This window comes from Pseudoflavonifractor gallinarum (assembly GCF_014982855.1).
GTDB classification, from domain to species: Bacteria; Bacillota; Clostridia; order Oscillospirales; family Oscillospiraceae; genus Pseudoflavonifractor_A; species Pseudoflavonifractor_A gallinarum.
The window spans coordinates 58,638-84,538 of sequence record NZ_JADCKF010000013.1; the positions used below are offsets into that span (position 1 = coordinate 58,638).

The following is a 25,901-nucleotide window of genomic DNA, read 5'->3' on the forward strand; positions in this document are numbered from 1 at the left end:
TTACGGGTTAACAATTTTGAAACATTTTACTTTACAAGAGTAATGCACCGTGGTATAATCAGCCTCGGATTCCACCGAAACGCTTTTTTGGAAGAACATCTGTCCGGCTGAACAGGACAGAAGATGACCGTGTATCACGCTGGAAAGGCGAGAGGATACAAAAAAACTTTGGAGGTTTTCGCAATGAAGAAGACGAAACTTCTGGCTCTGGGCCTGTCGGTCGCCATGACCGCCTCCCTGCTGGCCGGATGCGGCGGCACTGAGACGGCTCCCACCGGGACCACTGCTCCTGAGAACAGCGGCGCTCCCGCTGCCGAAGGCGTCAGCATGAGCGTCTGTGTGGCCAGTGAGCCCGAGACCATGGACCCTGCTCTGAACCGTACCGTGGACGGCGGCATCATGGCCCATCACCTGTTTGAGAACCTGTACAAGTGGGTGGACAGCGCCGAGGGCAACAACCCCGACGGCGGCGCCACCGCCGTTCTGGACCTGGGCATGGCCGCGGAGGAGCCCGAGGTGGTCGAGAATGCCGACGGCACCTACACCTGGACCTTCAAGCTGCGTGAGGACGCCAAGTGGTCCGACGGTCAGGCTGTGACCGCCAACGACTTCGTGTATGCCTGGCAGCGCCTGGTCAACCCCGAGCTGGCTGCTCCCTACAACTACATCATCGACATGGTGGTCAACGCTGTGGAGATCCGCAACGGTGAGAAGGATCCCTCCGAGCTGGGCGTCTCTGCTCCCGACGAGCACACCTTCGTGGTCAACCTGACCTACAACTGCCCCTACTTCAAGGAGATCTGCGCCTTCCCCTGCACCATGCCTCTGCGTCAGGACGTGGTAGAGGGCAACGCCAACTGGACTCAGGATCCCGCTACCTACATCTCCAACGGCCCCATGAAGCTGGAGTCTTGGTCTCACAACGCTGAGATCGTCATGGTTCCCAACGAGAACTACTATGACGCTGCCAGCGTGACCGTGAGCAAGCTGACCTTCAAGCTGATGGACGACACCCGCGCCATGCTGACTGCCTTCAACAATGGCGAGCTGGACTTCGTCAACAACGTCCCCGTGGACGAGACCGCTACCCTGCTGGCCAACGGCTCCCTGATCGCCGGTGACTACCTGGGCACCTACTACGTGGACTTCAACAACTCCAAGGCTCCCTTCGACGATCCCCGCGTGCGTCAGGCCTTCAACCTGGCCATTGACCGCAACTACATCGTGGAGAACGTGAGCCAGGTGGGCGAGATCCCCGCTGACGGCTGGGTGCCCTACGGCGTGTATGACGCTGCTGGCCCCGACGGCGATGACTTCCGCACCACCGGCGGCACCTACTGGAGCGTTGCCCCCGAGGACTACGAGGCCAACTGCGAGAAGGCCCGCCAGCTGCTGGCTGAGGCCGGCTATCCCGACGGCGCCGGCTTCCCCGCTGTCACCTACCTCTACAACACCGACGACAAGCACAGCGCCATCGCTGAGGCCCTCCAGTCCATGTGGAAGGATGTCCTCAACGTGGACGTGACCCTGAACAACCAGGACTGGAACGTGTTCCTGTCCACCCGCAGCGAGGGTAACTACAACATCTGCCGCGACGGCTGGATCAGCGACTACAACGATCCCGTGTCCTTCCTGGATATGTTCATGACCGGCAACGGCAACAACAACGCTCACTACTCCAACCCCGAGTATGACAAGATCATGACCGAGGTTCTGAGCGACTCCGATGCCGCGGGCCGTATGGAGCTCATGCATCAGGCTGAGGATATGCTGATGGAGCAGGATTGCGCCATCGCTCCCCTGTACTTCTACACCCAGCCCTACATGATCAACAGCGATCTCAACGGCATGTACTACACCCCCCTGGGCTTCTTCGTGTTCACCCACGTGACCTCCAAGTAAGACCTGAGGGCTGTATAAAACCTGCATAAGAATGAAAACGGCGAGGCCAGTGGCTTCGCCGTTTTCTGCTAGAAAATGTCATACATATCCAGAATACGGTCTGATTGTCGACACGATGCACAAGAGAACGGGCGGGAAGAAAGCAGACTTGGTCATATTCATAAATATGCAAAAAAGACTTGCATTTTCATGAATATGGTGTATAATCATAGCATATCAATCCAACACCGGCCGGCACAGGAAAGACTGGCCGCGAGTTGCTCATGAAGGAGAAGATGAATATGAAAAAGTTCTTTGCTCTTGGTATGGCCGCGGCGCTCTCTCTGAGCCTGCTGGCCGGCTGCGGCAGCACTTCCAGCGCCCCCAGCGCCGATCCTGGCGCCGCCAGCCCTGCGCCCACCGAGGAGACCGGAAACACCTGGACCTCTGTGGAGGATCTGAAGGGTAAGAAGATCGCTGTGCAGGAGGGCACCACCGGCAACGATATTGCCAAGGAGATCGAGGGTGCCGAGGTCAGCGCCTTCAAGGCTGCCACCGCCTGCGCGATGGAGCTCATCAACGGCCGGGTGGACTGCATCATCATCGACACCAATCCTGCCCAGTCTCTGGTGAACGCCAACCCCGACAAGCTGCAGCTGCTGGACTTCCCCGCCTCGGAGGAGAGCGAGACCTACGCCATCGCCACCCAGAAAAATGAGGAGGGCGCGGCTCTGGCTGAGGAGTTCAACGCCGCTATGGAGACTCTGAAGGAGAATGGTACCTTTGACGCCCTGGTGGCTAAGTACATCTCCAAGGAGGAGGACGCCACCCTGCCTGAGCTCGCCCCTGTGGAGAATCCCAAGGGCACTCTGGTGATGGGCACCAACTGTGAGTTTGAGCCCTTTGAGTACCTGACCAGCGACGGCCAGCCCACTGGCTTTGATGTGGATTATGTGAAGTACCTGTGCGCCGAGATGGGCTATGAGGTGACCGTGGAGAACATGGACTTTGACGCCCTGATCCCCGCCCTCCAGTCCGGCCGGATCGACTTCATCGCCGCCGGCCTCACCAAGAATCCCGAGCGTGAGGAAAACGCCAACTTCACCAACGGCTACTATGAGGCGGTCCAGTCCATCGTGGTGGCCAAGTAAGAACACAGTCTGAATCAGGGAAGCCTGCGCCGCTCGGATTGGCGCAGGCTCTCCTGCGCTTTTGAATCTTTCCAAAACAGAGAAAAAGGAGGCGGTATCCCCATGGATATCCTGAATTGGTTTGCGGATTTCGGGGACAAGCTCTACCAGGCATTCCTCTTTGAGGACCGCTGGAAGCTCTACCTGGACGGCATGGGCGTCACACTGGGCATCACCCTGGGCGCGATTCTCATCAGTACGGTGCTGGGCATGGTGCTGTGTCTCATGAAGCTCTCCAAGCACGCGGTGCTGCGGGGGCCTGCCAAGGCCTACATCGACATCATCCGGGGGATCCCCGTGGTGGTGCAGCTGCTCATCATGTACAATGTCATCCTGCTGGATGTGACAGACAACAAGATGGTGGTGGCCATCATTGCCTTTGGTCTGAACTCCTCGGCCTATATGGCGGAGATCTACCGCTCGGGCATCAACGCCGTGGAGAAGGGGCAGATGGAGGCCGGGCGCTCCCTGGGACTGACCCAGGCGCAGACCATGTGGCACATCATCTTCCCCCAGGCCCTCAAGAACTGCCTGCCCACCTATACCAGCGAATTCATCGTCCTGGTGAAGGAGACCGCCGTGGTAGGCTATATCGCCCTGGTGGACCTGACCAAGGTCTACTCCTCGGTACAGAGCATGACCTATGACGCCTTTGGCCCGCTGTTTATCATTGCGGTGGCCTACTTCTGCATCACCAAGGTCCTTGCCGTCATTTTCGCTGCTATGGAAAGGAGGCTGTGCGCCAGTGATCGACGTTAAGAATCTGTCCAAGTCTTTTGGACACATCCACGTGCTCAAGAACATCAATGAGCACATCTATCCCGGCGAAAAGGTGGTTATTATCGGGCCCTCCGGCTCGGGTAAATCCACCTTCCTGCGCTGCCTCAACCTGCTGGAGACGCCCACTGAGGGCACCATCTCCTTTGAGGGGACGGTCATCAACGATCCCAAGACCGACATCAACGCCATCCGCCGGCAGATGGGCATGGTCTTCCAGCATTTCAATCTCTTCCCCAATATGACCATTCGGAAAAATATCACCCTGGCACCGGTCCAGACCAAGCGTATGGGCCAGGAGGAGGCCGATGAGACCGCCCTCAAGCTCCTGGAGCGGGTGGGACTGAAGGATAAGGCAGAAGCCTATCCCAACCAGCTCTCCGGCGGTCAGAAGCAGCGTATCGCCATCGTGCGGGCGCTGGCCATGAAGCCCAAGGTGATGCTCTTTGACGAGCCCACCTCCGCCCTGGACCCCGAGATGGTGGGTGAGGTGCTGGACGTCATGAAGGAGCTGGCCAACGAGGGCATGACCATGGTGGTGGTCACCCATGAGATGGGCTTTGCCCGCGAGGTGGCCTCCCGGGTGCTCTTCATGGATGGCGGCAACATCCTGGAGCAGAACACGCCGCAGGAGTTCTTTGCCAACCCCAAGGAAGCCCGCACCATCGAATTTCTCTCCAAGGTACTGTAAGGAAAAAAGGCCCCGGACATCCATCAGGATGTCCGGGGCCTTTGTCATGTTCTGTATGGAGTTATTCCGCAGAGATCATATAGTAGTAGACAGGCTGACCGCCGGAGAGCAGGTTGACCTCGGCGTTGGGACAGGCCGACTGGAAGATGGAGAGCGCACGCTGGGCATCCTCCTCGGTCACATCAGAGCCATAGAAGATGCTGATGAATTCCGCGTTCTGCTGGGGCTCCGCCTGGGCCAGACGCTCCAGCAGGGCGTCCAGATCCCGGTCGGTGCCGAAGAGCTGATGCTCTGCCAGGGCCAGATAGTCGCCCTGCTTGATGGCAAAGCCGTCAAAATCCGAATCCCGGGCGGCATAGGTGATCTCGCTGGTAGCCACGCGGCCAAAGGCCTCGGTCATGGCGGCGATGTTCTCCTCTTCGCCGGCGTCCGGGTCCATGGAGAGCAGGGCGGAGATACCCTGGGGCACTGTCTTGGTGGGGAGGACCACCACCTTTTTGTCCTCGGCCAGGGGAATACACTGCTGGGCAGCCATGATGATGTTGCCGTTGTTGGGCAGAACGAAGACGATCTCGGCGGGGGTCTTGTCGATCTCACGCATGATGTCATCGGTGGAGGGGTTCATGGTCTGACCGCCCGAGATGATGCCGTCCGCGCCCAGATCGGCAAAGACGGCGGCCAGTCCCTCGCCGGCGCACACGGCCACCACACCGTATTTCTTCTCAGGGGCGGCCTTGGCGGGGGCGGAAGCGCAGCCCTGCTCCAGCTCGGCCTCCACCGCGTCCAGATCGTCGGTGCTCTGGACATGCTTGCCGGCGGCCAGATCCTCGGCCTGGGTGCGCATGTTCTCGATTTTGGCCAGCTCCAGCACGCCGTACTTCTGGGCCTCGTTCAGGGCGTCACCGGGGGTGTTGGTATGGACGTGGACCTTGAAGGCGTCATCGTCCTCACCGATGACCAGACTGTCACCGATGCTGTTGAGGTAGGCCTGATAGGGGGTCAGATCCACATGGCGGTTGGTCTTGCGGACGATAAAGACGGTATCGAAGGCAAAGGTGATCTCCTCTTCGCTGAGCGCGGCGAAATCGGCCTTCTCTTTGACGGCGCCCTCGTCCTCGGTCTCAGGCATGGGGAGGCCCCGCAGCTCATCCAGCATACCCTGGAGGATGACCAGGAAACCCTTGCCGCCGGCATCCACGACGCCGGCCTTTTTCAGGACGGGGTTCTGGTTGATGGTGTCGTCCAGGGCCACATGACCTTCCCGAATGGCGGCCTCCAGCACCACCTCGGGGGTGGCATCCTCCCGGGCGGTAGCGGCCGCCTGGGCAGCGGAGAGACGGGATACCGTGAGGATGGTGCCCTCGGCGGGTTTCATGACCGCCTTATAGGCGGCGGCCACGCCGAAGTCCAGTGCAATGGCCAGATCCCGGCCGTCGATGGTCTCCTTTTCCTTGACGGCCTTGGCAAAGCCGCGGAAGAGCAGGGAGAGAATGACGCCTGAGTTGCCGCGGGCGCCCCGCAGCAGGGCGGAGGCGTTGGTGGAGGCCACCTCACCCACAGTGCCGGCCGGCTTCTTTTTCAGCTCGGTGGCCGCCGTGCCGATGGTCAGGCTCATATTGGTGCCGGTGTCTCCATCGGGCACCGGGAAGACGTTGAGTTCATTGATGTGCTGCTTCTGGCTGTTGATAGCGGCGGCAGCATGAATGAGCATACGGGCCAGCAGCGCCCCGTCGATGGTATCTCTCATGTCGGTGTTCCTTCCTTTCGATGCATAAGGCCGATCAGCCGATGACCATGGAGTCGATGCAGACATCCACGCTCTTGACTTCCACGCCGGTGGTGCGGCTGACGATATAGCGGACCTCACTCATGATGGAGCGGCTGACCGCCATGAGGTTGACCCCGTTGTCCACAATGATGTGCAGTTCAATGGAGACAGTGGAGTCGTCGTTGTATGTGACTTTTACGCCCTTGGACATGGACTCCCGGCGCAAAAGGTGCACCAGACCGTCGGTCTTGGAGCGGATGGCCATGCCCTTCACGCCGTAGCAATTGGTGGCGGCCGCACCGGTGATGTTGGTGAATACCTCACTGCTGATGCGGATCTCGCCCTTTTCGGTCTGCAGCTTCATAAAGGACCTTCCTTTCTATCCGAGCCTAAAACGCATATGCGCCTGATTTCGGTTCATTGGTTTCTCTATTATATTCTATTTCCGACCAAACTACAAGGGAAAAAGTTTCAGATAATGATTGTAATTTGCCCGAAAAGCGTGTAAACTAGAGCTATCATTTGAGTAAGGAGGGGACGGGATATGAAAATCGCCCGTTTTGTGCTGAAAATTGTGGCTCTCTCTCTGACGGTCGCGGCCAGTGTCTGCTGCATCATTGCATATTGGGATAAGATCGCCGCCTTTTTTGCTGGAATCGGTGAGAAGCTGGAGGCGAAGAAGCCCTGCTGCTGCCACTCTGAGTTTGATGATTACGCCGACTGGGATGACTGAGATCATGCAGTCTGAGGCCGCCCGCAGGGGCGGCCTTTTTCCATAAAATGCGAACAGGAGATCGATCATGCACAACGAGCTGACGAAAAAGGACATACAGATGATGCGGGAAGAGCTGGATTATCGCCGCATCGAACTCCGCCCCAAGCTGTTGGAGGCGGTAAAGGAGGCCCGCGCCTTCGGCGACCTGAGTGAGAACTTTGAATACAAGGCGGCCAAGCAGGAGAAAAACCGGAACGAGAGCCGCATCCGCTTTCTGGAGAATATGATCCGCACAGCGGTGGTCATCACAGATCGGGCGGGGGAGGATGCCGTGGGTCTCTACGACAAGGTAACCGTCTATGTGGAGGAGGACGATGAGACGGAATCCTACCAGATCGTCACGACCATGCGGCAGGATGCGCTTCACGGACTGATCAGCAAGGAGTCCCCGGTGGGCCGGGCCATCCTGGGCAAAAAGGTGGGAGAGCGGGTCCACATCCAGGTCAGTGATGACTATGGCTATGACGTGGTCATCCGCTCCATTGAAAAGGCGGGGGACGACGGCTCCATCCCGCTCAACGGGTTTTAAACAAGAGGGGCGTGTGCCGCAGAAGGGATTCTGCGGCACACGCCCTGTTTGATCTCGGGGACAGCTTATTTTTGCAGGGCCTTGCGGATGAGGTCCTGCCCCTCGGGGGAGCGAAGGGTATCCAATACGATCTTCCGCAGCAGCTCCTGCACCGGCTTGCTGGCCAGCACGGCATCCAGCATGGCGCCCTGGGGCTCCTCCTGCTTGGGACGCTTGGGCTTGGGGGCCGGGGTGGGGGTGAAGCCGGGCTCGTCATCGTTCAGGCTGACGCCGGACATCCAGTCCTCCTGGCGGGTGCGGTCACCGCTCTCCCCCCGGAGATAGAAGAGGGAGACGCCGAAATGGGCGGCCAGCTTCTCCTGTTGTTCTTTGGAGGGAGTCTGACGGCCGGTCTCAAACTTTTCAATGGAGCCCTTGGGGAAGCCAAGGGCGGCCGCCAGCGCGGGGCGGCTCAGATTGGCCTCGGTGCGGAGGGACTCGATGCGCTGTGCCATGGTTACCATCGTAAAAAACCTCCTTGATGGATGGGAGATAAAGAAAAATCCCTCTCCAGATGGAGAGGGATTTTGGAGCAGGTGACGAGGCTCGAACTCGCTACCTCCACCTTGGCAAGGTGGCGCTCTACCAGATGAGCTACACCTGCGAGAGACAAATGATATTATAGGGGAAGAGAGTGGTTTTGTCAAGTATAAATTTTCATTTTTTAAAAAAGTAAAAGAAAAATCCCTCTCCAAACGGAGAGGGATTTTGGAGCAGGTGACGAGGCTCGAACTCGCTACCTCCACCTTGGCAAGGTGGCGCTCTACCAGATGAGCTACACCTGCAAGCGACAAATGATATTATAGCCGCAGGGAGGGAAAAAGTCAAGCCTTTTTTTGCGTTTTTATGCCGATCAGAGACAGGGGGGAATTTCGTTCCGGTCCCAGGTATATCCCAGTGCCTCCAATGCGGCATCCGAGAGAAGCAGTACCTCCTCACCGGAGGCGTCCACATGGGCATACTGACCGGGAGAGAGCGTCAATACATTCCAGAAGTGTGGGGCGCCGTCCTTCACACCCTGTACCACCCGGCTCTCCAGTCCGGTCCGGTCGCACAGCAGCTGGAAGGCCAGGGCCATCCCCTCACTATCGGCCTGGTGCTCCACAAGAGCGTCATAGGCGGTGGAGGCGGTGCCCGCCGGGGCATCTGTCACCTGCTGGCGGAGCAGGGCGTGGACGGCGCGGCCGCCCTGTGCGCCCGAGAGCTCTCCCAGTGTGTCAGCCAGCAGATCGGCCTGCCGGAGGAGGCTTTGGCTCTTCTGGCGCAGCTGATCTACCGGAGCGGGATAGGTGAGGAGGATCTCCACAATGCGCTCCTGACTGCTTTCCTGCGGATAGAGGGTCACGGTATACTCGGGCATTCCAAAGGCCACCGCCGGGGCGTCGTAATAAGCCTGCTGGATCAGATGGGAGATATGGGCCTCATCCTCTGTAAAGTAGGCCACCTGGAGGACCACCTCGGGGGAGAAAAGAGAGAGCTGCTCCAAAAGGACCTGGCGGATGGCGCTGCTGCCGGTCACGTTTTTGATGCTCTGGATCTGCTCCAGTGTGCGGCGGTAAGTAATGTGGATGGTGGATTCATAGTACTTGACCACCCGCGTGCAGTCGTGCTCGATGTAGTCCACCGCATAGGCGCCCAGGGGCGCGTCCTTGGCCACCTCCAGGCAGGCGTTGTTGAGATCGGTCTCCACATCGCGGGGGTAGTTGGTCAGACGGATGACCCCGGTCTCCATGCCCTGATTGACAAAATAGAGCACGTCGTTGACCAGATCCTGATAGGTCTCGGCCTGGAGGACGTTGGAGTCGTCCGCGGTGACCGGATGTTCCGCATGGGGGGAGACCACCAGATAGCTGCGCTCCAACATGGAGGAACAGCCGCTCAGAGGGACCAGGCCCGCCAGAAGCAGGATAGAGAGGACAAGACGGTTTTTCACAGCGGGTCTCCTTTCTCCCGGCCGGGGAAATGGATCAATAGCCCAGAGATTCGCCCACCAAAATCACTTCGGCGTAGGAAATGGCATTGGGCTTGCGCCAGAGCACGGTGAGGGCCTTACAGATACGCTGGGGGCTGTTGCAGTCATAGCAGCGGTCGCCTTTCACAGCGCAGGGAGTCTGGACGCCCAGCCGCTGGGCATTCTTGGGGGAGGCGATATTCCGGGCCCGCCACAGGGCCTGTTCAAAGCTGCTCTCCACTTTATTGATGCCCACGATGAGATAGAGCTCTTTGTGGCCGTAGATGGTGGAGGCCACCCGGTTGCCGGTGCCGTCGATGTTGATGAGCTCTCCGGTCTCGGCTACGCCGTTGACCGAGGAGAGATAGACCTCCGCTCCGGCAGCCTGCTCATGGGTGCTCCCCGTCCAGTGGGAGTAGAAGGTATTATGGGTGGGCAGACGGTCCACCAGGCCCATGTCCTTGATGGTCATGGAGCCGCCCATGCCGATGGTGCGGCCGTCCAGCTTGGCGTCCAGATAGTCGGCCGCCTCCTTGGCAGTGTCGAAATAGACGGCGTGGAAGCCGTTCTTCTCCAGGTTTTCACAGAGTTTCTTGATGTCAGCCATAGGTGAGCTCCTCCTTTGTCAGTCGATACGGATGTTACAGGGAATCGTGCTTGTACTCCCGGAAACCGTCTCCCAGCACCTCGTGGGCGTTGCAGACGATGAGGAAGGCGGACGGGTCGATCTCCTTGACCATGCGCCGGAGGGGAACGATCTGCTTTTGCTTGAAGGCGCACAGCAGAACTTTTTTGGGCTCCCCTGACCAGCCGCCCTCCGCGTGGAGGAAGGTCACCCCCCGGTCCATCTCCCGGAAGATGGCCTTGGAGATCTCGTCGGGCTTGCTGGAGATGATATAGGCCACCTTGGCGCTGTCCAGACCGTAGAGCACCATATCCATCACAGCGGTGGAGATATAGAGGGAGACCACGCCGTACAGGGCGCTGGACAGGTTGCGGAAGGCCAGGGCCACCGCGGCGATGACCACCAGGTCCACCCCCATGAGGAGCTTACCCATGGGGAGCCAGGAGATCCGGAGCTTGAGCAGACGGGCAAAGAGATCGGTACCCCCCGTTGTGGCCCCCTGAAGCAGAATGATGGCCAGAGAGAGGCCGATCAGAATGCCGCCGAAGATGGTAGCCAGCATGGGGTCCATGGGGGAGAAGGGGACGGCCGCATTGAGCAGGTCCACAAAGATGGAAGAGATAAACATGGCGTAGAGAGAGGAGAGCAGCAGATGCCCGCCCAGCAGACGCCAGCCGAAAAAGAAGAGAGGGACGTTGAGCAGGATCACCAGTACGCCGATGGGCGCCCAGGGGAGGGCGGCGTTGATGATCTGGGCAAGGCCGGTGATGCCGCCGAAACCGATCTCGTTGGGGGCGTAACACCAGTCAAAGCCCAGAGCATAGGCCGCCGAGGCCACAGTGATCCAGAGATAGGAGAAAAAAAGCTGACGGGCTTTCTGCTTCATGGGAATTACCTCGTTTCCGTGTCAGACATATCAGAGGATGGAGAGCTGTTCCTCCCCCCGGTCCTCCTCCTTGAGAAGGGCGCCGGCGGCGGGAAGGGCCCGGGGACGGTAGCGGCTCACCTGAACCACGGTGGTCTCCTCCAGCGGGAGGACCTTTTCCACCTTATATTTGGGCTTGAGGGTCATGACCGCCACACCCTGGGTGGAGCGGGTGGACTTGGGGGCCAGAACCGAGGTGTGGAAGATCAGGCAGCGGCCCTCACTGGAGAAGACGGCCAGCTCCCGGTCCTCGGAAAGCAGCAGCGCGGCGGCCAGGGGAGATTTGTCGGAGTATGCTCCGGTCAGGCGCTTGCGGCGGGTCTGGGTCTTGTAGGAGGCGAGCTCCACCCGTGCCACCTTGCCGTTTTGGAAGAAGAAGAGCAGGTGCCCGGCGTAGTCGCTGGTGATGCAAGCCCACACCACGCTCTCCCCGGCGTCCATGCCCAGGCGGGTGGGCAGATACTCGCCAAGGACGCTGGCCTTGGTGTCTGCAAAGTCGGAGAGACGGGTCTTGTAGCACTGCTGCCGGTCGGTAAAGACCAACAGCTCGTCCCGGTTGTTCCCCTCCCACTGGAGGAAGGGACCGTCTCCCTCCTTGTACTTCTGCTCCCCGCTCATGCGCAGGGACTGAGGGGTGATCTTCTTGAAGTATCCCTCCAGAGAGAGGAAGGCATGCACCGGATAGTCGGGGATCTCCTCCTCCGGGTCGGGGCGGGTCTCATTGGAGTAGTCGTAGAGGATCTCGGTGCGGCGGGGGAGGGCATATTTCTTCTTCACCGCCTGGAGCTCCCCGATGATGACCTTTTTGATGCGGGCGGGGTTATCCACCAGATCCTTCAGGTCGGCGATCTCTTCGGCCAGAGAGCTGGTCTCCTGAGTGCGCTTGAGGATATACTCCTTATTGATGTTGCGCAGCCGGATGTCGGCCACATACTCGGCCTGGACGGCGTCGATCCCGAAGCCGATCATCAGGTTGGGGATGACCTCGGAGTCCTCCTCGGTCTCCCGGATGATGCGGATGGCCCGGTCGATGTCCAGCAGGATCTTCTGGAGGCCCTCCAGCAGGTGGAGCTTTTCCTCCTTCTTTTTCATGACAAAGTAGGTCCGGCGGCGCACGCCTTCCATCCGCCAGGCGGTCCACTCCTCCAGGATCTCACCCACGCCCATGACCCGGGGCATTCCGCTGATGAGGATGTTGAAGTTGCAGGAATAGGCGTCCTGCAGGGGGGTGGAGCGGAAGAGCCGGGCCATGAGCTTGTCCGGGTCGGCCCCGCGCTTGAGGTCGATGGTGAGCTTGAGGCCGTTCAGGTCGGTCTCGTCCCGCATGTCGGCGATCTCCTTGACCTTGCCCGACTTGATGAGCTCGGCCACCTTGTCCATGATGGCCTCCACCGTGGTGGAGTAGGGGATCTCAAAGATCTCGATGAGGTGCTCGGACTTGAGATAGCGCCACCGGGCCCGCACCTGGACCGAGCCGCGGCCGGTCTGGTAGATCTGGCGCAGGGTGTTCTCGTCATAGAGCAGCTCACCGCCGGTGGGGAAATCGGGAGCCTTGAGCAGGGGAAGCAGGTCGCAGCCAGGCTTTTTGAGCCAGGCGATGGTGGCGTCGCACACCTCCCCCAGGTTGAAGCCGCACAGGTTGGAGGCCATGCCCACGGCAATGCCCTGGTTGGCGCTCACCAGTACGTTGGGAAAGGTGGTGGGCAGCAGCGCGGGTTCCTGCATGGAGCCGTCGTAGTTGTCCACAAAGTCCACGGTGTCCTGGTCGATGTCCCGGAAGAGCTCGGCACAGATGGGGTCCAGGCGCACCTCGGTGTACCGGCTGGCCGCCCAGGCCATGTCCCGGGAGTAGACCTTGCCGAAGTTGCCCTTGGAGTCCACCAGAGGGTGGAGGAGGGCACCATAGCCCCGGGAGAGGCGCACCATGGTGTCATAGATGGCCGCATCGCCGTGGGGGTTGAGCTTCATGGTCTGGCCCACCACATTGGCGCTCTTGGTACGGCTCCCCCCCAGCAGCTTCATCTGGTACATGGTGTAGAGGAGCTTTCGGTGAGAGGGCTTGAAGCCGTCGATCTCCGGGATGGCCCGGGAGACGATGACACTCATGGCGTAGGGCATGTAGTTGAGCTCCAGCGTCTCGGTGATGGGCTGTTCCAGCACCTCGGGCCGCAGGCCCATGACGTTGGGATTGTTGACTTTTTTGGCCCCGGTGTCCGGAGCTTTCTTTTTGGGCATGGTATCAGTCCTTAATTTTTTGCATCATATATTGCTGCTTTTTGATATACCGCAGTTCGTCTCTTAAAAGAGCATATTGTATCAAACGGCCAAGCAAATCCTGTATATCAGAATCTGACATAGTGAACAGATGATCATTCTTCAATGTCCCTAAGGCAACCTTGCCGTCTGCTCCTTTTAGGTAGGGAGCATGGGTAAATACGTAGTCAAGCACTTCTTGCTGCTTTACACTGCCGATATTTGAAACGGCCATTCGTCCACCGTGCCAAATGCGCACCTCATTTCGCTGCTGCAAAGCATAAGTATCAAGAGTGAGTTCCAAAGACATGTGGTGCTTTTCTTTGTCGTCAATGGAAACTACCAGACTGGAAGCGCCTTTACGAGTTCCCCAATGGGGATCATTAGTTGATTTTATTAAGCTAAAAATAGAAAAGCCAATTAATTTTGTGTTGCCATTGACATCAACCATCAACGTACGGTATGGGCCGCTAAAAGTGCCACCACCAGCATCTCCGAAAGCAGTATATCGGATACCCTGATCAGCAATCAATCGAAAATCAGCATTAGGAAATCCTGTACAGCGAGTAGATGGGTCCAAAAGACACTCAGCCAAATTGATAATAAAGGGTACCAGTGATCTGGGGGTATCCTGGCCTACATAATATTGGTTTTTTTGAGCATTATTATATGCTTGATCGCTACAAAGCTGATCAAATGGTGTGCGCTGATATTTTACAGGAAGATAGTCTTCAGACTTCAAGCCAATTTTTGTACACAGGGTATGATAAGAGGGTAATTGTGATACTTCTTGATATCGCTGTAGGGAATCATCCCAATAGTCCAGTTGAAAGACATGACCATTTGTTACAGCTGCAAAAGGAGCACCAAGTAATTCAGCATAATAATCAACCTGCTCATAAGTTTCAATGGTAATATGGATCTGCGGAGCTTTACATTCCACAACTAAAAGAGGGAGATTATCATAACCATTTACCAAGATATCAATACGCCCACGCTTTCCTGGAACAAAGTGGCAAACAGGAACTTCGACAGAAATGGCATCGGTAGGAATTTCCATTTTTTGAGTTAAAAAGGAAAGAATTTTTTGTCTGACGGTTTCTTCTGGTGTTTTTTTACGTAGACGCTTAGAGACTGGATCAAAATAACAAAGGACGCCATCATTTGACCAAGTTTTTGGGTCTTTAGTAACGTTTAAGTTAATTTGAAACATAGCAATCCCTCAATTTATCTATATATCTCGAAGATTCTGACTGTGGAATGATTACGAGATATCCGCCAGTTCCAGATACTTGTACCCGTTGTCCGCAATGTGGTCCTTCCGGCCCTGGAGGTTGTCCCCCAGCAGCAGGTCAAAGACGGCGGCGGTGCGCTCCACGTCCTCGGGCATGACCTTGATGAGGCGGCGGGTCTCCGGATTCATGGTGGTGAGCCACATCATGTCCGGCTCATTCTCGCCCAGACCCTTGGAGCGCTGGATGGAGTATTTCTTGCCCGCCAGCACGCCGTTTACGATCTCACTCTTCTCCGCATCGGAATAGGCAAACCAGGTCTTTTCCTTACAGGTGATCTCATAGAGGGGGGACTCGGCGATGTAGACATAGCCCCGCTGGATGAGAGTGGGCACCAGTCGGTAGAGCATGGTGAGGATGAGGGTGCGGATCTGGAAGCCGTCCACGTCGGCATCGGTACAGATGACTACCTTATTCCAGCGGAGATTCATCAGGTCAAAGGCGGCCATATCCTTGGCGTGCTTGTCCTGCACCTCGCAGCCGCAGCCCAGGACCTTGAGGAGGTCCATGATGATCTCGCTCTTGAAGATCTTGGCGTAGTCGGCTTTCAGACAGTTGAGGATCTTGCCCCGGACCGGCATGATGCCCTGGAACTCGGCGTCCCGGGAGAGCTTGACCGCGCCCAGAGCCGAGTCGCCCTCCACAATGTACAGCTCCCGCCGCTCCGTGTCTCTGGTACGGCAGTCCACGAATTTCTGCACCCGGTTGGCGATGTCCACGCTGCCCGAGAGCTTTTTCTTGATATTGAGCCGGGCCTTCTCCGCACTCTCCCGGGAGCGCTTGTTCACCAGTACCTGCTCGGCGATCTTCTCCGCGTCGAAGGGGTTCTCGATGAAATAGACCTCCAGCTGGGCCTTGAGGAACTCGGCCATGGCATCCTGCACGAACTTGTTGTTGATGGCCTTTTTCGTCTGGTTCTCGTAGGAGGTCTGGGTGGAGAAGTTGTTGGAGACCAGGACCAAGCAGTCCTCGATGTCCACCCAGGTGATCTTGCTCTCGTTTTTCTGATACTTGTTCTGCTGGCGGAGATAGGCATCCACGCCGGAGACAAAGGCGGATTTGACCGCCTTCTCCGGGGAGCCGCCGTGCTCCAGCCAGGAGGAGTTGTGGTAGTGCTCGATGACCTGCACCGTGTTGGAAAAACAGAAAGAGACCGAGAGCTTTACCTTATATTCCGGCTTATCCGCCCGGTCCCGGCCCTTGCGCTCGGTCTGCCAGAAGACGGGCTGGGTCAGGGGAGAGGGACCCGAGAGTTCGTTGACATAGTCCACGATGCCGTTTTCATACTTGAATTCCGTGGTCTCGAACTTGGAGCCCACCTGATTGCGGAAGCGGAAGGTGACCCCGGCGTTGACCACCGCCTGCCGCTTCATCACGTCCAGATAGTACTCCACCGGGATATTGATGTCGGTAAAGACCTCCAGGTCAGGCTTCCAGTGGAAGCGGGAGCCGGTCTTTCGGCCGGAGTAGGGTTCCTTTTTCAGGCCGCCGATATTCTCGCCCTTTTCAAAGTGAAGGGAGTATTCAAAGCCGTCCCGGTGGATGACGGCGTCAAAGTATTCACTGGCATACTGGGTGGCGCAGGAGCCCAGACCATTGAGACCCAGGGAGTACTCGTAATTGTCCCCGTCCCCGTTGCCGTACTTGCCGCCGGCATACAGCTCACAGAACACCAGTTCCCAATTGAATTTTTGTTCCCGCTCGTTCCAGTCCACCGGACAGCCCCGGCCAAAGTCCTCTACCTCAATGGACTGGTCGGCGTAGCGGGTGACCGTGATGACGGAACCGTGGCCCTCACGGGCCTCGTCGATGGCGTTGGACAGGATCTCAAAGACGGCATGCTCACAGCCGTCCAATCCGTCCGAGCCGAAAATAACACCGGGACGCTTGCGGACCCGGTCGGCACCCTTGAGGGCGGATATGGATTCATTGCCATATGTGTTCACACTGGTCTTTGCCATGGAGTTCTCCTTACCGTGTCAGAATTGGATGCGATACATTTTACATTCTATCTTACCCTATTTTCAGGGGAAGTGTCAAGAAAAGGGCAGGACGCAACGAGGGCCGCCGCACCGAATGCACTCGGCACGGCGGCCCTCCACGGCAGCCTCACCCCTCCGGAGCTGTTCCGGAAGCGGATGGAGCCGTTCGGCCGGACAGGCCGCCGCTCCTTTCGCCTTTCGCCAGAGGGTACGCGTACCCGGCACCGGCTTAAAAGGAGATGCGTCTGGAAGGCGTTGTCCCTTCTCCGCCTGTCCGAGTGTAGTATGACCGCGGACGCGGAGACCATGCGCGGGAAAAACTGGTATAGAACGGTCTCTTTCGGACAAACTGGACATACAGTGGACCAAGAAGTGCACATGGAAAGGAGCGCCTATGCAACGCAAGAGCGACCGGAAAAGACAGGGGCAGAGACAGGAAGAGCGGCAGGTCCTGCTGGATGCCCTGGAGCGGACCCGGGTCCTTCTGACCCAGGCCCATGGTGATTTTAATGCCGCGTCCGACCCGGATCTCACCGAGTCCTATATCTATGAGATCAAAGCCCTCCAAGCCAGATACGGCTATCTGCTGCGGCAGATCAAGGAGCTGAGCGGGGAGGAGCTGACGCAGCCCATGGCCCGTCCGCCGGAGACGAAAAAACGCGACTCCTCCGGCGGGACCCTCCGCCAGGGACCCTGGCGGCCCATTTCAGCCTACCAATGAGAGAACAGCCAGGGCTCTGGCAGAGAACGAATGGGAGGAATGCGCGGTGGAATGGATGGTAGAAAATCTGCCTCTGGTCACGCTGGGGCTGATCTTATTTGTAGTGGCTCTCACGCTGCATAAGACCGTGGGGCGATGTGTGCGCCTGCTGGGACGTACCGGCGTGGGGCTTGCCTTTCTGGCCCTGTGGAGCCAGGTGGGGGGGATGCTGGGGCTCTCCCTGGGGGTGAATCTCTTCAATGCCCTGGTGCTAGGCCTCCTGGGGATCCCGGGCTTTGGACTACTTTTGATGATGAACTGGGCCCTGGGGGCATAAAAGAGAGAATTGGGCGGTGGAGCTGTCAAAATGGCTCCACCGCCCAATGTTTGTTTTATAGAACCGCTCAGCGGCCCCGGATCAGCTTGAAGATCTGGATGATCAGCGTGGGGAGGAAGGCAAGGCCCAGGATCTCCAGCAGATGGGTCATATCCAGCGCAGTGGCCTGGAAGAGGGTATTGAGGCCGGGGATAAAGAGCACAGCCAGCAGCAGCAGCACACCGCCGCCGAAGGCGGCCAGGGAGAAGGGGTTGGAGCGGAAGCCCAGGCGGAAGATGGACTCCTCGCCCCGGCAGTTGAAGCCGTGGAACAGACGGGCCAGGGTCAGGGTAGCAAAGGCCATGGTGGAGGCAGCAGCCGGTCCGCCATAGGAGAGACCCAGATAGAACGCGGCCATGACGGGGACAGCGATGAGCAGGCCCTGTCCGAAGATGCGCTGGAGCAGGCCGCGGTCCAGAATGGGCTCCTTGGGGTCCCGGGGCTTATGCCGCAGCAGGCCCTTCCGGGCGGGCTCCATGCCGATGGCAATGGCGGGCAGGGAGTCGGTCAGCAGATTGATAAAGAGCAGATGGACCGGCGCGAAGGGGACGGACAGACCCATCACCGAGGCATAGACCACGCAGAGGATGGCCGACATATTACCCGAGAGCAGGAACTGAATGGCGTTTTTGATGTTGGCATAGACGCTGCGGCCGTTGACCACCGCCCGCACGATGGTGGCGAAGTTGTCATCGGCCAGGATCATGGAGGCGGCGTCCTTGGAGACCTCGGTGCCCGTGATGCCCATGGCCACGCCGATGTCGGCCTTTTTGAGGGCGGGGGCGTCGTTGACGCCGTCGCCGGTCATGGAGACGATGCAGCCCCGGCGCTGCCAGGCGGAGACGATGCGGATCTTATGCTCCGGGGAGACCCGGGCGTAGACCGAGACATGGGGCAGGATCTGATCCAGCTCCTCGTCGCTCATGGCGTCCAGATCCACACCGGAGAGGGCGGTGTCTCCCTCCTGGAAGATGCCGATCTGGCGGGCGATGGCCGAGGCGGTGACCTTGTGGTCGCCGGTGATCATGATGGTGCGGATGCCGCCGGTCTTGGCGTCGGCCACGGCCTGGATGGACTCCGGTCTGGGAGGATCGATCATGGAGACCAGACCCACAAAGGTGTAGTCGTTCTCGTCCTCCAGGGTGAGGTCGCGGATGCCGTCCATCTCCTTCTGGGCGAAGGCCAGGACCCGCAGGCCCTCATTGGACAGCTGCTCATTGACCGCCATGATCTCGGCACGGCGCTCCTCGGTCATGGGCACCGGGCCCTCGCTGGTGAGAAGCTTGGTGGAGCGGCCCAGCAGTACGTCGATGGCGCCCTTGGTGAGCAGGGTGGGCACGCCGTCCAGCTGGTGCAGGGTACTCATGAGCTTGCGGTCGGAGTCAAAGGCCAGCTCCCGCAGACGGGGGTGGTACTGTCGGTAGAGCTCTTCCTCCACGTCGAAGGCGTTGGCCAGCTGAAGCAGTGCCACCTCGGTGGGGTCGCCGATGGAGGAGCCGTCGGCGGGATCGTAGGTGGCGTCGCTGGCCAGAAGGCCGATCTTGAGGAGCAGACGCTGGGGGGTGTTGGCAAGCTCCAGGTCCTTACCCTCCAAGAGCTTACCGTCGGCATAGATCTTCTGCACGGTCATGCGGTTCTGGGTCAGGGTACCGGTCTTATCCGAGCAGATGACCGACACGGCGCCCAGGCTCTCCACCGCCTTGAGGTCCTTCATAATGGCGTTCTGCTTGGCCATCTTCTGGGTACCCATAGCCAGCACGATGGTGACGATGGAGGAGAGCGCCTCGGGGATGGCTGCCACCGCCAGGGCCACGGCGAACATCAGGGAGTCCAGCACCCCCATGTGGGAGCGGAAGATGGACAGGGCAAACACCACGGCACAGATGGCCATGATGACCACCGCCAGCTTGCCGGAAAAGTCGTCCAGGCTCTTCTGGAGAGGGGTCTTGCGCTGCTGGGTCTGGTTCATGAGAGCGGCGATCTTGCCCAGCTCCGTGTTCATGCCGGTGGCAGTGACCGCCACCGTGGCCCGGCCATAGGTGACCAGGGAACCGGAGAAGACCATGTTTTTCTGATCGCCCAGGGCCACCTGCTCCCGATCGATGGGAGCGGCGTCCTTCTCCACGCCCTCGCTCTCGCCGGTGAGGGAGCTCTCATTCACCTTCAGGGAGAAGTTTTCGATGATGCGCCCGTCGGCCACCACCAGATCGCCGGCCTCCAGCAGCACGATGTCGCCGGGGACCACCTCGGCCGAGGGGACCTCCACCCGGACGCCGCCGCGGAGCACTTTGGCGGTGGGGGAGGACATGGCTTTCAGACTTTCCAGGGATTTTTCCGCCTTGAGATACTGCACGGTACCCAGTACGGCGTTGAGGATCAGGACGGCAAAGATGACGATGGTGCTCTCCACATTTTCCGTCAGGGCAGAGATGACGGCGGCAATGAGGAGGATGATGACCAGCAGGTCCTTGAACTGCTCCAGAAAGAGAACGGCCACGCTCTTGCGCTTGCCCTCCTGAAGCTTGTTGGGGCCATACTGCTCCATGCGCTGCTGGACCTCCTGGGCGGAGAGGCCAGCCGGTGTGCTGCGCAGCTCGGACAGAGTGTCCTCCGGCGAGCGGCTGAACCAGGGTTTGGACATAATGGTGCACTCCTTTTCAGTTCTTTCTCGTGCGTCCCCACCGGAATGCGCCGCATGACCGGGTGGGAGCTGGGGAAACGACAGCGGATGGGGGAGCAGGGCGGCGAATGGTATGTGGGCAAAAGAAAAAGACTTTTTGACGGCTGCAAAACACGACAGCCGTCAAAAAGTCTTGTTACCAATCGGATCGGCGCATACCGCCAGGCATCCAAGAGACGCCGTGGTGTTGACGATACGCCCGGACACCCAAGGCGTCCGGAACTACTCCCTTTTTCACGTGATGTCAATGTATCATAAGCAAGGAGGAAAGTCAAGCAAATCCGCCGGAAAAGACAGGAAATTTTACAGAGACGGCGGCTTGTTCACACATTTTTAAAAAAGGTATAGTAGGATGATTCTGTTACAATGATCCCATTGACGAAAAATACCGGCAGGAAAATTAGATTTGGATGGATTCCTGCCGGACAGACTACGATAAAAGGAGTGCCCTGACATGCTTCATAAATCCGTTTATCGACTCCGGCGGAAAGCGGCGGCCTGTGCGGTATGCGCCGCTCTGCTCCTTACGCCCGCACTGGCGGCCAGCTTTACCGATGTGCCCCAGAACGCCTGGTATGCCGCTGCAGTCAACGAAGTGGTGGACGCCGGGCTCCTCTCCGGTACCAGCGCCACGACCTTTCAGCCCAGCGGGAAGGTGACCCGGGCCATGACCGTGACCGCACTGTGGCGTCTGGCGGGTTCTCCCGCCCCGAAGAGCAGCCAGAGTTTCAGCGACGTTCCGTCCGATGCCTGGTATAGCCAGGCGGTGGCCTGGGCGGCCGAAACCGGAGTGGCCTCCGGCAATGGGAAGGGGGCTTTCCAGCCGGGGAACCTGGTCACCCGGGAGCAGCTGGCGGTTTTTCTCTACCAGTATGCCCAGAGCCAGGGGCTTGATACTGCACAGGGGAAGCTGAGTGCCTATACGGACGGCAATACCGTATCCAAATGGGCCGTGGATGGCATGGAGCACGCCGTGGGGGCTGGTCTGATCTCCGGCAGCAAGGGGAAGCTCTCCCCCAAGGCCAACGCCACCAGGGCAGAGCTGGCGGTGGTGCTGGAGCGCCTGATGACCCCGGCGGTCGGGTAAAAAACAGGACCGAAACAGGGAGCGGGGCACCCGCCGTCTCTCTGGCAGGAGCGATTGACAAATACAGGAGCAGAGGGTATGCTCTTGAAGAGCCCGATTCGGGGAAGGAGCGAACACCATATGGAAGAGAGGCCCAGTGTTTTGATGTCATATCTGCGTGTGACGCAGCATATGTCGCAGCAATTTCGTGCACATTTCGGCAAGCTGAACTTGACCTTCCCACAGGCACTGGTCCTCAATGTGCTGGGAGAGGAGGGGCCGCTCCCCATCAGCGTCCTGGCCGAGCGGACGGGCAGTGCCAACAGCACGGTGTCCGGGATCGTGGACCGGTTGGAACGGCTGGGGCTGGCCCGGCGGGAACGCTCCGAGCATGACCGGCGGGTGATCTATGTCTCTGCAACCGAGCAGTATCGGCTTCTGCACCAGAAAGCAGCGACCGATGTGAGCGGCTATTTTAATTCGCTCCTGGACACAATGACACCGGAGGACCGCGCCATGGTGGCAGAGGCCCTCTATAAGTTGGATAACCTCCTCTCCACGGCGGAGAGAACTGTGCGCCTGGATGGCGACGGAGAAGCGCCCCAGAAGCGCTGAACAACAATTGACAGGTGGGAATCAGACATGGCAAGGCGAGGAAACCGGTATGGATACGGAGGCTATCATGGCCGCTCCCGAGGGCAGGGCGTACTGAAAGTCATCATTGCGGTGTTGGCAGTGGTGCTGCTGCTGGTGCTGGGACTCTTCTTTTTGCAGGAGAATCACCTGGCCTTTTCCAGCGATGGGGCCCACCTCTCCCTCCCGTTTTTTGGAGGGGATGAAGTCCTGCCCGAGCCGGAAGTGAGCGAGCCGGTGGTGGTGACCACTGCTCCTACCCCGACCCCCACGCCGACTCCCACGCCGGAGCCGCCCACACAGGCGGCCCTGCTGCCCCGCAGCGCGCTGAAGGACGGGACGGCACCGGCTCTGCTGGGGGAGGCGGGAGCCAATACTGCGGTATTTGATATGAAGGCCGATGATGGGACCCTTGGCTATGTCTCGAACCTGGAGCTGGCCAAGCAGGCGGGGGCATCCGCCTCGGATCCGGAGCTCAATCAGGCCATTGAGAACTGGAATGCCGGAAACGTCTACACGGTGGCCCGGGTATCCTGCTTCCGGGACAATAAGGTGCCCTATGCGGTGCCGGCTCTGGGGGTCAAGACAAACAGCGGCTACAACTGGCGGGACCAGGATGACCTGCGCTGGATGAGCCCCAGCAGCGAGGAGGCACGGGCCTATATCGTGGATGTGTGCGTGGAGCTTGCAGAGCTGGGATTTGATGAGATCCTGCTGGACAACAGCGCCTATCCCGTCCAGGGCCATTTGGAGTATATCAAGCGGGGAGAGAACTATGACCAGAGTAAGTTCCAGGAGACCATCACCGCTTTTTATACCCAGGTAGAGACGGCGCTGGCGGCCTATCCGGACGTAAAGCTCTCCATTCGCACCGAGGGCGAGGTGCTGGTATCCGGCCAGGATGCAGTCAGCGGTCAGAGCGCAGCAGCACTGGCGGAACATGCGGATCGTATCTGGGTAGACCTGGGAGAGGTGTCCCTGACCGCGGCGGCAGAGGCACTGGGCGGCACCGGCGCAGAGGAGAAGCTGGTCCCCATCCTGGGGACGGCAGGCGGAGCCGGTGAGGCCTGGGCGAATTTGAACACAACGGAACCGTAAATTGGTAAGACGGCGGCATGGATCTCCATGCCGCCGTCTTTTTTGCGGGGAAACGTGTGTGGAAGGGGGAAAGAGCGGGAACACTGTGAGTGCTCCAGGGCAGGGACACTTTGGGAAAATAAACTGATGAGTATACAAAATGCACAAAAAAGATGCGGGAATTTCTATATGGCGAAAAGCCTGGGAGATAGAAAGGGTTTGATTGCACAAAAAACAGACCCAATAGTCAAAAATTTAACAAAAATAAGAAGTATACTGAATGGTTTAGTTGCAAAAAAAGACAGGTACTACAACGATTCGGTTGGAAAATTGAACTTGCATTTTATAGACAGTTCGAGTATGATTTCAATATAATCAGGATGGTTTATTATGGAATACGACCAAAAGAAAGGCGGTGAAGATATGTCTTTGGAGGGAATCAAGCAGGTGACAGAGGCCGAGACGCTGGCGCAGCAGCGCAAGAACGAGGCACTGGCGCAGGCGAAAAAGACCGTCGCGGACGCCCGCCGCGCCGGGGAGGAGCGTTTGAGCTCCGCCCGGATGCAGGCTGAGGCGCAGGTGAAGGGATTTTTGCAGGAGGCCGAAGAGCGTGCCTCCAAACACACGGAGCAGGTGCTGGCCGAGACCAGGCAGGCCTGCGACGCGCTCCGGCAGGAGGCTGAGGGCCGACTGGCGGATGCCGCGGCACTCATTGTCAGAAGGGTTGTGAATGTCTGATGTCCATCGTCAAAATGAAGCGGATTCGCCTCTTTGGCATGCGGTCAGACAGAGAAGAGATTCTCCGGGTACTCCAGCGGGCAGGCTGTGTGGAGATCGATGAGCCCTCCGATCTGGAGGGCGCGGCCTGGCAGGGCCTTTCCCGGCCGGATGACCGGGCGCTCAACGAGGCCAGAGAGGCCAGCGCGGCCGCTTTGGCAGCCCTGGGTATCCTCAAAAAATATGCTCCCGCAAAGGGCGGACTGCTTAAGGCGCGGCCCGTCATTTCCGAGCGGGAGCTGTTTGACGAGGAGGCATACCGGGCCGCACTGGATACAGCGCACAAGCTCGTGGAGGCAGAGCAGCATATCACGGGACTCAATGCCGAGATGAGCAAGGTGAAGAGCCAGAAGATGGCGCTCGCCCCCTGGCTCGGACTGGATCTGCCGTTGGAGACGGCCTCGACCCGTGAGGTGACCATCCGCCTGGGCACGGTGCCCGGAAAGGTGGTCATGGAGGAGCTTCTGAGCGCGCTGAAGGGCGTTACGGATCTGGTACAGCTCACCGAGATCAGTGCCGATCAAAATGCCCACTATCTCTTCTTTGCCTGCCACAAGGCGGCGGAGGAAGCGGCGGATCAGGTCCTCAAGGATTACGGCTTCTCCCTGGCCAGCCTGAAGGGCTGGACCGGCACCGCCCGAGAAAACGACCGAAAGCTGGATGAGACGCTGGCGGAACTGGAGCGCGAGCTGGAAGCGGCAAAAGCCGGTATTGCGGACCAGAAGGGGGCCAGAGAAGCGCTGGAGCGCTGTGCCGACCGGGCTGCCCAGGAGGTGCGCCGGGAGGAGGCCAAGAGCCGTCTGCGGGACACCGAGACCGCTTTCTTCCTGGAGGGCTGGGCCCCGGCCGAGTCGCTGGATGTCCTGCGGCAGAAACTGGAGCCCTTCGGATGTGCGTTTCAGGCGGAGGACCCCACAGAAGAGGACTATCCCAGCGTTCCGGTCAAGCTCAAGAACAATGCGCTGACCCGGCCGCTGAACATGGTCACGGAGATGTATTCGCTCCCGGCCTATAACGGGATCGATCCCAACCCGCTGATGGCGCCCTTCTTCATTCTCTTCTACGGCATCATGATGGCGGATATGGGCTACGGCCTGCTGATGATGCTGGCCTCGGTATTCGTACTCAAGAAGGCCAGACCAAAGGGCGGGATGCACAACTTCTTTGCCCTGCTGGGGCTGTGCGGCATCAGTACCTTTGTAATGGGCGCCCTGACCGGCGGCTTCTTCGGTGATTTTATCCCGCAGCTGCTCAAGGTTATCAACCCGGAAAGCCAGTTCGTCTGGTTCTGGAAGCCCCTGTTCACACCGCTGGACAACACCTTGCAGATCCTGGTGGGGTCCATGGTACTGGGCTTTGTACAGATCAATGCGGGTATGCTCATCAGCTTTGTGAAAAAGCTGAAGGAGGGCCAGTATATGGACGCGCTCTGGGAAGAGGCCACCTGGTGGGTGGTCTTTGTGGGAGCGGGCCTGGCCATCCTGGGCGTGACCCCTCTGGTCCTGGCACTTGGCGGTATTCTGGTGGTAGCCGGTCCGGTGGTCACAAACAAGGGATTTGGAAAGATCACCGGGATCTTTGGCTCGCTTTATAACCATGTGACCGGATACTTTGGCGATATCCTCTCTTATTCCCGACTGATGGCCCTGATGCTGGCCGGTTCGGTCATTGCCCAGGTGTTCAATACACTGGGTGCCATCCCCGGAAATGTGGTGATCTTCGTGATCATTTCCATGGCGGGCAACGCGCTCAACTTTGCGCTCAACCTGCTGGGATGCTACGTCCATGACCTGCGTCTGCAGTGCCTGGAGTACTTCGGAAAATTCTATCAGGACGGCGGCAAGCCGTTCCGACCGCTGGAGATCAACACGAAATTTGTGGATATTCAAGAGTAATCGTTTGAGGAGGAACTAA

Annotated in this window: 24 protein-coding genes and 2 tRNA genes; 14 read left to right on the forward strand and 12 right to left on the reverse strand. The window is 58.8% G+C overall.

Annotated elements, in window-relative coordinates; all coding sequences use genetic code 11:
* Positions 1-183 precede the first annotated feature (183 nt).
* The 4 genes from INF37_RS13425 to INF37_RS13440 all read left to right on the forward strand — a co-directional run bounded on the left by INF37_RS13425 (position 184) and on the right by INF37_RS13440 (position 4,539).
* Positions 184-1,902, forward strand: a complete 1,719-nt coding sequence (locus tag INF37_RS13425) for a peptide ABC transporter substrate-binding protein (protein WP_193538829.1) — start codon at positions 184-186, stop codon at positions 1,900-1,902.
* Between the two features lie 281 nt (positions 1,903-2,183).
* On the forward strand, positions 2,184-3,032 hold the full coding sequence (locus tag INF37_RS13430; protein ID WP_235964344.1) for a transporter substrate-binding domain-containing protein: 849 nt from the start codon (positions 2,184-2,186) through the stop codon (positions 3,030-3,032).
* A gap of 102 nt (positions 3,033-3,134) precedes the next feature.
* Positions 3,135-3,830 carry an amino acid ABC transporter permease gene (locus tag INF37_RS13435; protein WP_101691059.1) on the forward strand — a complete coding sequence of 232 codons (696 nt, stop codon included), beginning with the start codon at positions 3,135-3,137 and terminating at the stop codon, positions 3,828-3,830.
* Positions 3,817-4,539, forward strand: a complete 723-nt coding sequence (locus INF37_RS13440) for an amino acid ABC transporter ATP-binding protein (RefSeq protein WP_193538831.1) — start codon at positions 3,817-3,819, stop codon at positions 4,537-4,539. The genes INF37_RS13435 and INF37_RS13440 overlap by 14 nt, the downstream gene beginning before the upstream one ends.
* Positions 4,540-4,600: 61 nt before the next feature.
* Here INF37_RS13440 and INF37_RS13445 read toward each other — a convergent pair whose 3' ends face one another.
* Positions 4,601-6,286 carry a DAK2 domain-containing protein gene (locus INF37_RS13445; RefSeq protein ID WP_193538833.1) on the reverse strand — a complete coding sequence of 562 codons (1,686 nt, stop codon included), beginning with the start codon at positions 6,284-6,286 and terminating at the stop codon, positions 4,601-4,603.
* A 34-nt stretch (positions 6,287-6,320) separates the two neighbouring features.
* Complete coding sequence (locus tag INF37_RS13450; protein WP_101691062.1) at positions 6,321-6,671, reverse strand: Asp23/Gls24 family envelope stress response protein; 351 nt, start codon at positions 6,669-6,671, stop codon at positions 6,321-6,323.
* Between the two features lie 180 nt (positions 6,672-6,851).
* Here INF37_RS13450 and INF37_RS13455 point away from each other — a divergent pair, with 180 nt between their 5' ends.
* Positions 6,852-7,040, forward strand: a complete 189-nt coding sequence (locus INF37_RS13455; protein WP_101691063.1) for a hypothetical protein — start codon at positions 6,852-6,854, stop codon at positions 7,038-7,040.
* A gap of 67 nt (positions 7,041-7,107) precedes the next feature.
* Positions 7,108-7,611, forward strand: coding sequence for a GreA/GreB family elongation factor (locus INF37_RS13460; protein ID WP_101691064.1), 504 nt, complete (start codon positions 7,108-7,110; stop codon positions 7,609-7,611).
* Positions 7,612-7,676: 65 nt separating this feature from the next.
* Here INF37_RS13460 and INF37_RS13465 read toward each other — a convergent pair whose 3' ends face one another.
* From INF37_RS13465 to INF37_RS13505, 9 genes are all read right to left on the reverse strand, one after another.
* Entirely contained in the window at positions 7,677-8,114 is a 438-nt protein-coding gene (locus INF37_RS13465) for a helix-turn-helix domain-containing protein (RefSeq protein WP_101691065.1), read from the reverse strand.
* Positions 8,115-8,178: 64 nt separating this feature from the next.
* Positions 8,179-8,254 (reverse strand) — tRNA-Gly (locus INF37_RS13470).
* A gap of 105 nt (positions 8,255-8,359) precedes the next feature.
* Positions 8,360-8,435, reverse strand: a tRNA-Gly gene (locus INF37_RS13475).
* 68 nt (positions 8,436-8,503) lie between these two features.
* A complete protein-coding gene (locus tag INF37_RS13480) occupies positions 8,504-9,583 on the reverse strand; it encodes a hypothetical protein (protein ID WP_193538835.1) in 1,080 nt (359 codons plus the stop codon).
* Positions 9,584-9,617: 34 nt separating this feature from the next.
* Positions 9,618-10,208 carry a lactate utilization protein gene (locus INF37_RS13485; RefSeq protein WP_101691067.1) on the reverse strand — a complete coding sequence of 197 codons (591 nt, stop codon included), beginning with the start codon at positions 10,206-10,208 and terminating at the stop codon, positions 9,618-9,620.
* Between the two features lie 34 nt (positions 10,209-10,242).
* Positions 10,243-11,112, reverse strand: a complete 870-nt coding sequence (locus tag INF37_RS13490; protein ID WP_101691068.1) for a YitT family protein — start codon at positions 11,110-11,112, stop codon at positions 10,243-10,245.
* A 30-nt stretch (positions 11,113-11,142) separates the two neighbouring features.
* A complete protein-coding gene (locus tag INF37_RS13495) occupies positions 11,143-13,386 on the reverse strand; it encodes a DNA gyrase/topoisomerase IV subunit A (protein WP_193538837.1) in 2,244 nt (747 codons plus the stop codon).
* A gap of 4 nt (positions 13,387-13,390) precedes the next feature.
* A complete protein-coding gene (locus INF37_RS13500) occupies positions 13,391-14,617 on the reverse strand; it encodes a type I restriction enzyme HsdR N-terminal domain-containing protein (RefSeq protein WP_193538839.1) in 1,227 nt (408 codons plus the stop codon).
* A 51-nt stretch (positions 14,618-14,668) separates the two neighbouring features.
* Positions 14,669-16,657, reverse strand: coding sequence for a DNA gyrase/topoisomerase IV subunit B (locus INF37_RS13505; protein WP_193538841.1), 1,989 nt, complete (start codon positions 16,655-16,657; stop codon positions 14,669-14,671).
* 415 nt (positions 16,658-17,072) lie between these two features.
* On the opposite strand from INF37_RS13505, the gene INF37_RS13510 reads away from it, so the two are divergent.
* Positions 17,073-17,399 (forward strand): YaaL family protein, encoded by a 327-nt coding sequence (locus INF37_RS13510; protein WP_186964298.1) that lies wholly within the window; start codon positions 17,073-17,075, stop codon positions 17,397-17,399.
* 55 nt (positions 17,400-17,454) lie between these two features.
* A complete protein-coding gene (locus tag INF37_RS13515) occupies positions 17,455-17,715 on the forward strand; it encodes a pro-sigmaK processing inhibitor BofA family protein (RefSeq protein ID WP_101691099.1) in 261 nt (86 codons plus the stop codon).
* A gap of 67 nt (positions 17,716-17,782) precedes the next feature.
* Here the strand turns inward: INF37_RS13515 and INF37_RS13520 are convergent, their stop codons facing one another.
* Positions 17,783-20,395: a cation-translocating P-type ATPase gene (locus INF37_RS13520; RefSeq protein ID WP_193538843.1), complete on the reverse strand. Its 2,613-nt coding sequence runs from the start codon at positions 20,393-20,395 to the stop codon at positions 17,783-17,785.
* A gap of 112 nt (positions 20,396-20,507) precedes the next feature.
* On the opposite strand from INF37_RS13520, the gene INF37_RS13525 reads away from it, so the two are divergent.
* From INF37_RS13525 to INF37_RS13550, 6 genes are all read left to right on the forward strand, one after another.
* Positions 20,508-20,771: a hypothetical protein gene (locus INF37_RS13525; RefSeq protein WP_193538845.1), complete on the forward strand. Its 264-nt coding sequence runs from the start codon at positions 20,508-20,510 to the stop codon at positions 20,769-20,771.
* 117 nt (positions 20,772-20,888) lie between these two features.
* Positions 20,889-21,521: an S-layer homology domain-containing protein gene (locus INF37_RS13530; protein WP_101691074.1), complete on the forward strand. Its 633-nt coding sequence runs from the start codon at positions 20,889-20,891 to the stop codon at positions 21,519-21,521.
* Between the two features lie 171 nt (positions 21,522-21,692).
* Positions 21,693-22,115 carry a MarR family winged helix-turn-helix transcriptional regulator gene (locus tag INF37_RS13535; RefSeq protein WP_235964345.1) on the forward strand — a complete coding sequence of 141 codons (423 nt, stop codon included), beginning with the start codon at positions 21,693-21,695 and terminating at the stop codon, positions 22,113-22,115.
* 27 nt (positions 22,116-22,142) lie between these two features.
* On the forward strand, positions 22,143-23,231 hold the full coding sequence (locus INF37_RS13540) for a putative glycoside hydrolase (protein WP_186964295.1): 1,089 nt from the start codon (positions 22,143-22,145) through the stop codon (positions 23,229-23,231).
* 369 nt (positions 23,232-23,600) lie between these two features.
* Positions 23,601-23,948 carry a hypothetical protein gene (locus tag INF37_RS13545; RefSeq protein ID WP_235964346.1) on the forward strand — a complete coding sequence of 116 codons (348 nt, stop codon included), beginning with the start codon at positions 23,601-23,603 and terminating at the stop codon, positions 23,946-23,948.
* Positions 23,948-25,882, forward strand: a complete 1,935-nt coding sequence (locus tag INF37_RS13550) for a V-type ATP synthase subunit I (RefSeq protein WP_101691076.1) — start codon at positions 23,948-23,950, stop codon at positions 25,880-25,882. Before INF37_RS13545 ends, INF37_RS13550 begins: the two co-directional genes overlap by 1 nt.
* The last annotated feature ends 19 nt before the right edge of the window (positions 25,883-25,901 follow it).

Bases quoted from the DNA above. Each gene is read 5' to 3' on its own strand.
- INF37_RS13425 (WP_193538829.1), top strand. From the start codon at position 184: ATGAAGAAGACGAAACTTCTGGCTCTGGGCCTGTCGGTCGCCATGACC.
- INF37_RS13430 (WP_235964344.1), top strand. From the start codon at position 2,184: ATGAAAAAGTTCTTTGCTCTTGGTATGGCCGCGGCGCTCTCTCTGAGC.
- INF37_RS13435 (WP_101691059.1), top strand. From the start codon at position 3,135: ATGGATATCCTGAATTGGTTTGCGGATTTCGGGGACAAGCTCTACCAG.
- INF37_RS13445 (WP_193538833.1), bottom strand. From the start codon at position 6,286: ATGAGAGATACCATCGACGGGGCGCTGCTGGCCCGTATGCTCATTCAT.
- INF37_RS13450 (WP_101691062.1), bottom strand. From the start codon at position 6,671: ATGAAGCTGCAGACCGAAAAGGGCGAGATCCGCATCAGCAGTGAGGTA.
- INF37_RS13455 (WP_101691063.1), top strand. From the start codon at position 6,852: ATGAAAATCGCCCGTTTTGTGCTGAAAATTGTGGCTCTCTCTCTGACG.
- INF37_RS13460 (WP_101691064.1), top strand. From the start codon at position 7,108: ATGCACAACGAGCTGACGAAAAAGGACATACAGATGATGCGGGAAGAG.
- INF37_RS13465 (WP_101691065.1), bottom strand. From the start codon at position 8,114: ATGGTAACCATGGCACAGCGCATCGAGTCCCTCCGCACCGAGGCCAAT.
- INF37_RS13485 (WP_101691067.1), bottom strand. From the start codon at position 10,208: ATGGCTGACATCAAGAAACTCTGTGAAAACCTGGAGAAGAACGGCTTC.
- INF37_RS13490 (WP_101691068.1), bottom strand. From the start codon at position 11,112: ATGAAGCAGAAAGCCCGTCAGCTTTTTTTCTCCTATCTCTGGATCACT.
- INF37_RS13495 (WP_193538837.1), bottom strand. From the start codon at position 13,386: ATGCCCAAAAAGAAAGCTCCGGACACCGGGGCCAAAAAAGTCAACAAT.
- INF37_RS13500 (WP_193538839.1), bottom strand. From the start codon at position 14,617: ATGTTTCAAATTAACTTAAACGTTACTAAAGACCCAAAAACTTGGTCA.
- INF37_RS13505 (WP_193538841.1), bottom strand. From the start codon at position 16,657: ATGGCAAAGACCAGTGTGAACACATATGGCAATGAATCCATATCCGCC.
- INF37_RS13510 (WP_186964298.1), top strand. From the start codon at position 17,073: ATGCAACGCAAGAGCGACCGGAAAAGACAGGGGCAGAGACAGGAAGAG.
- INF37_RS13515 (WP_101691099.1), top strand. From the start codon at position 17,455: ATGGTAGAAAATCTGCCTCTGGTCACGCTGGGGCTGATCTTATTTGTA.
- INF37_RS13520 (WP_193538843.1), bottom strand. From the start codon at position 20,395: ATGTCCAAACCCTGGTTCAGCCGCTCGCCGGAGGACACTCTGTCCGAG.
- INF37_RS13525 (WP_193538845.1), top strand. From the start codon at position 20,508: ATGTGGGCAAAAGAAAAAGACTTTTTGACGGCTGCAAAACACGACAGC.
- INF37_RS13530 (WP_101691074.1), top strand. From the start codon at position 20,889: ATGCTTCATAAATCCGTTTATCGACTCCGGCGGAAAGCGGCGGCCTGT.
- INF37_RS13535 (WP_235964345.1), top strand. From the start codon at position 21,693: ATGTCGCAGCAATTTCGTGCACATTTCGGCAAGCTGAACTTGACCTTC.
- INF37_RS13540 (WP_186964295.1), top strand. From the start codon at position 22,143: ATGGCAAGGCGAGGAAACCGGTATGGATACGGAGGCTATCATGGCCGC.
- INF37_RS13545 (WP_235964346.1), top strand. From the start codon at position 23,601: ATGGAATACGACCAAAAGAAAGGCGGTGAAGATATGTCTTTGGAGGGA.
- INF37_RS13550 (WP_101691076.1), top strand. From the start codon at position 23,948: ATGTCCATCGTCAAAATGAAGCGGATTCGCCTCTTTGGCATGCGGTCA.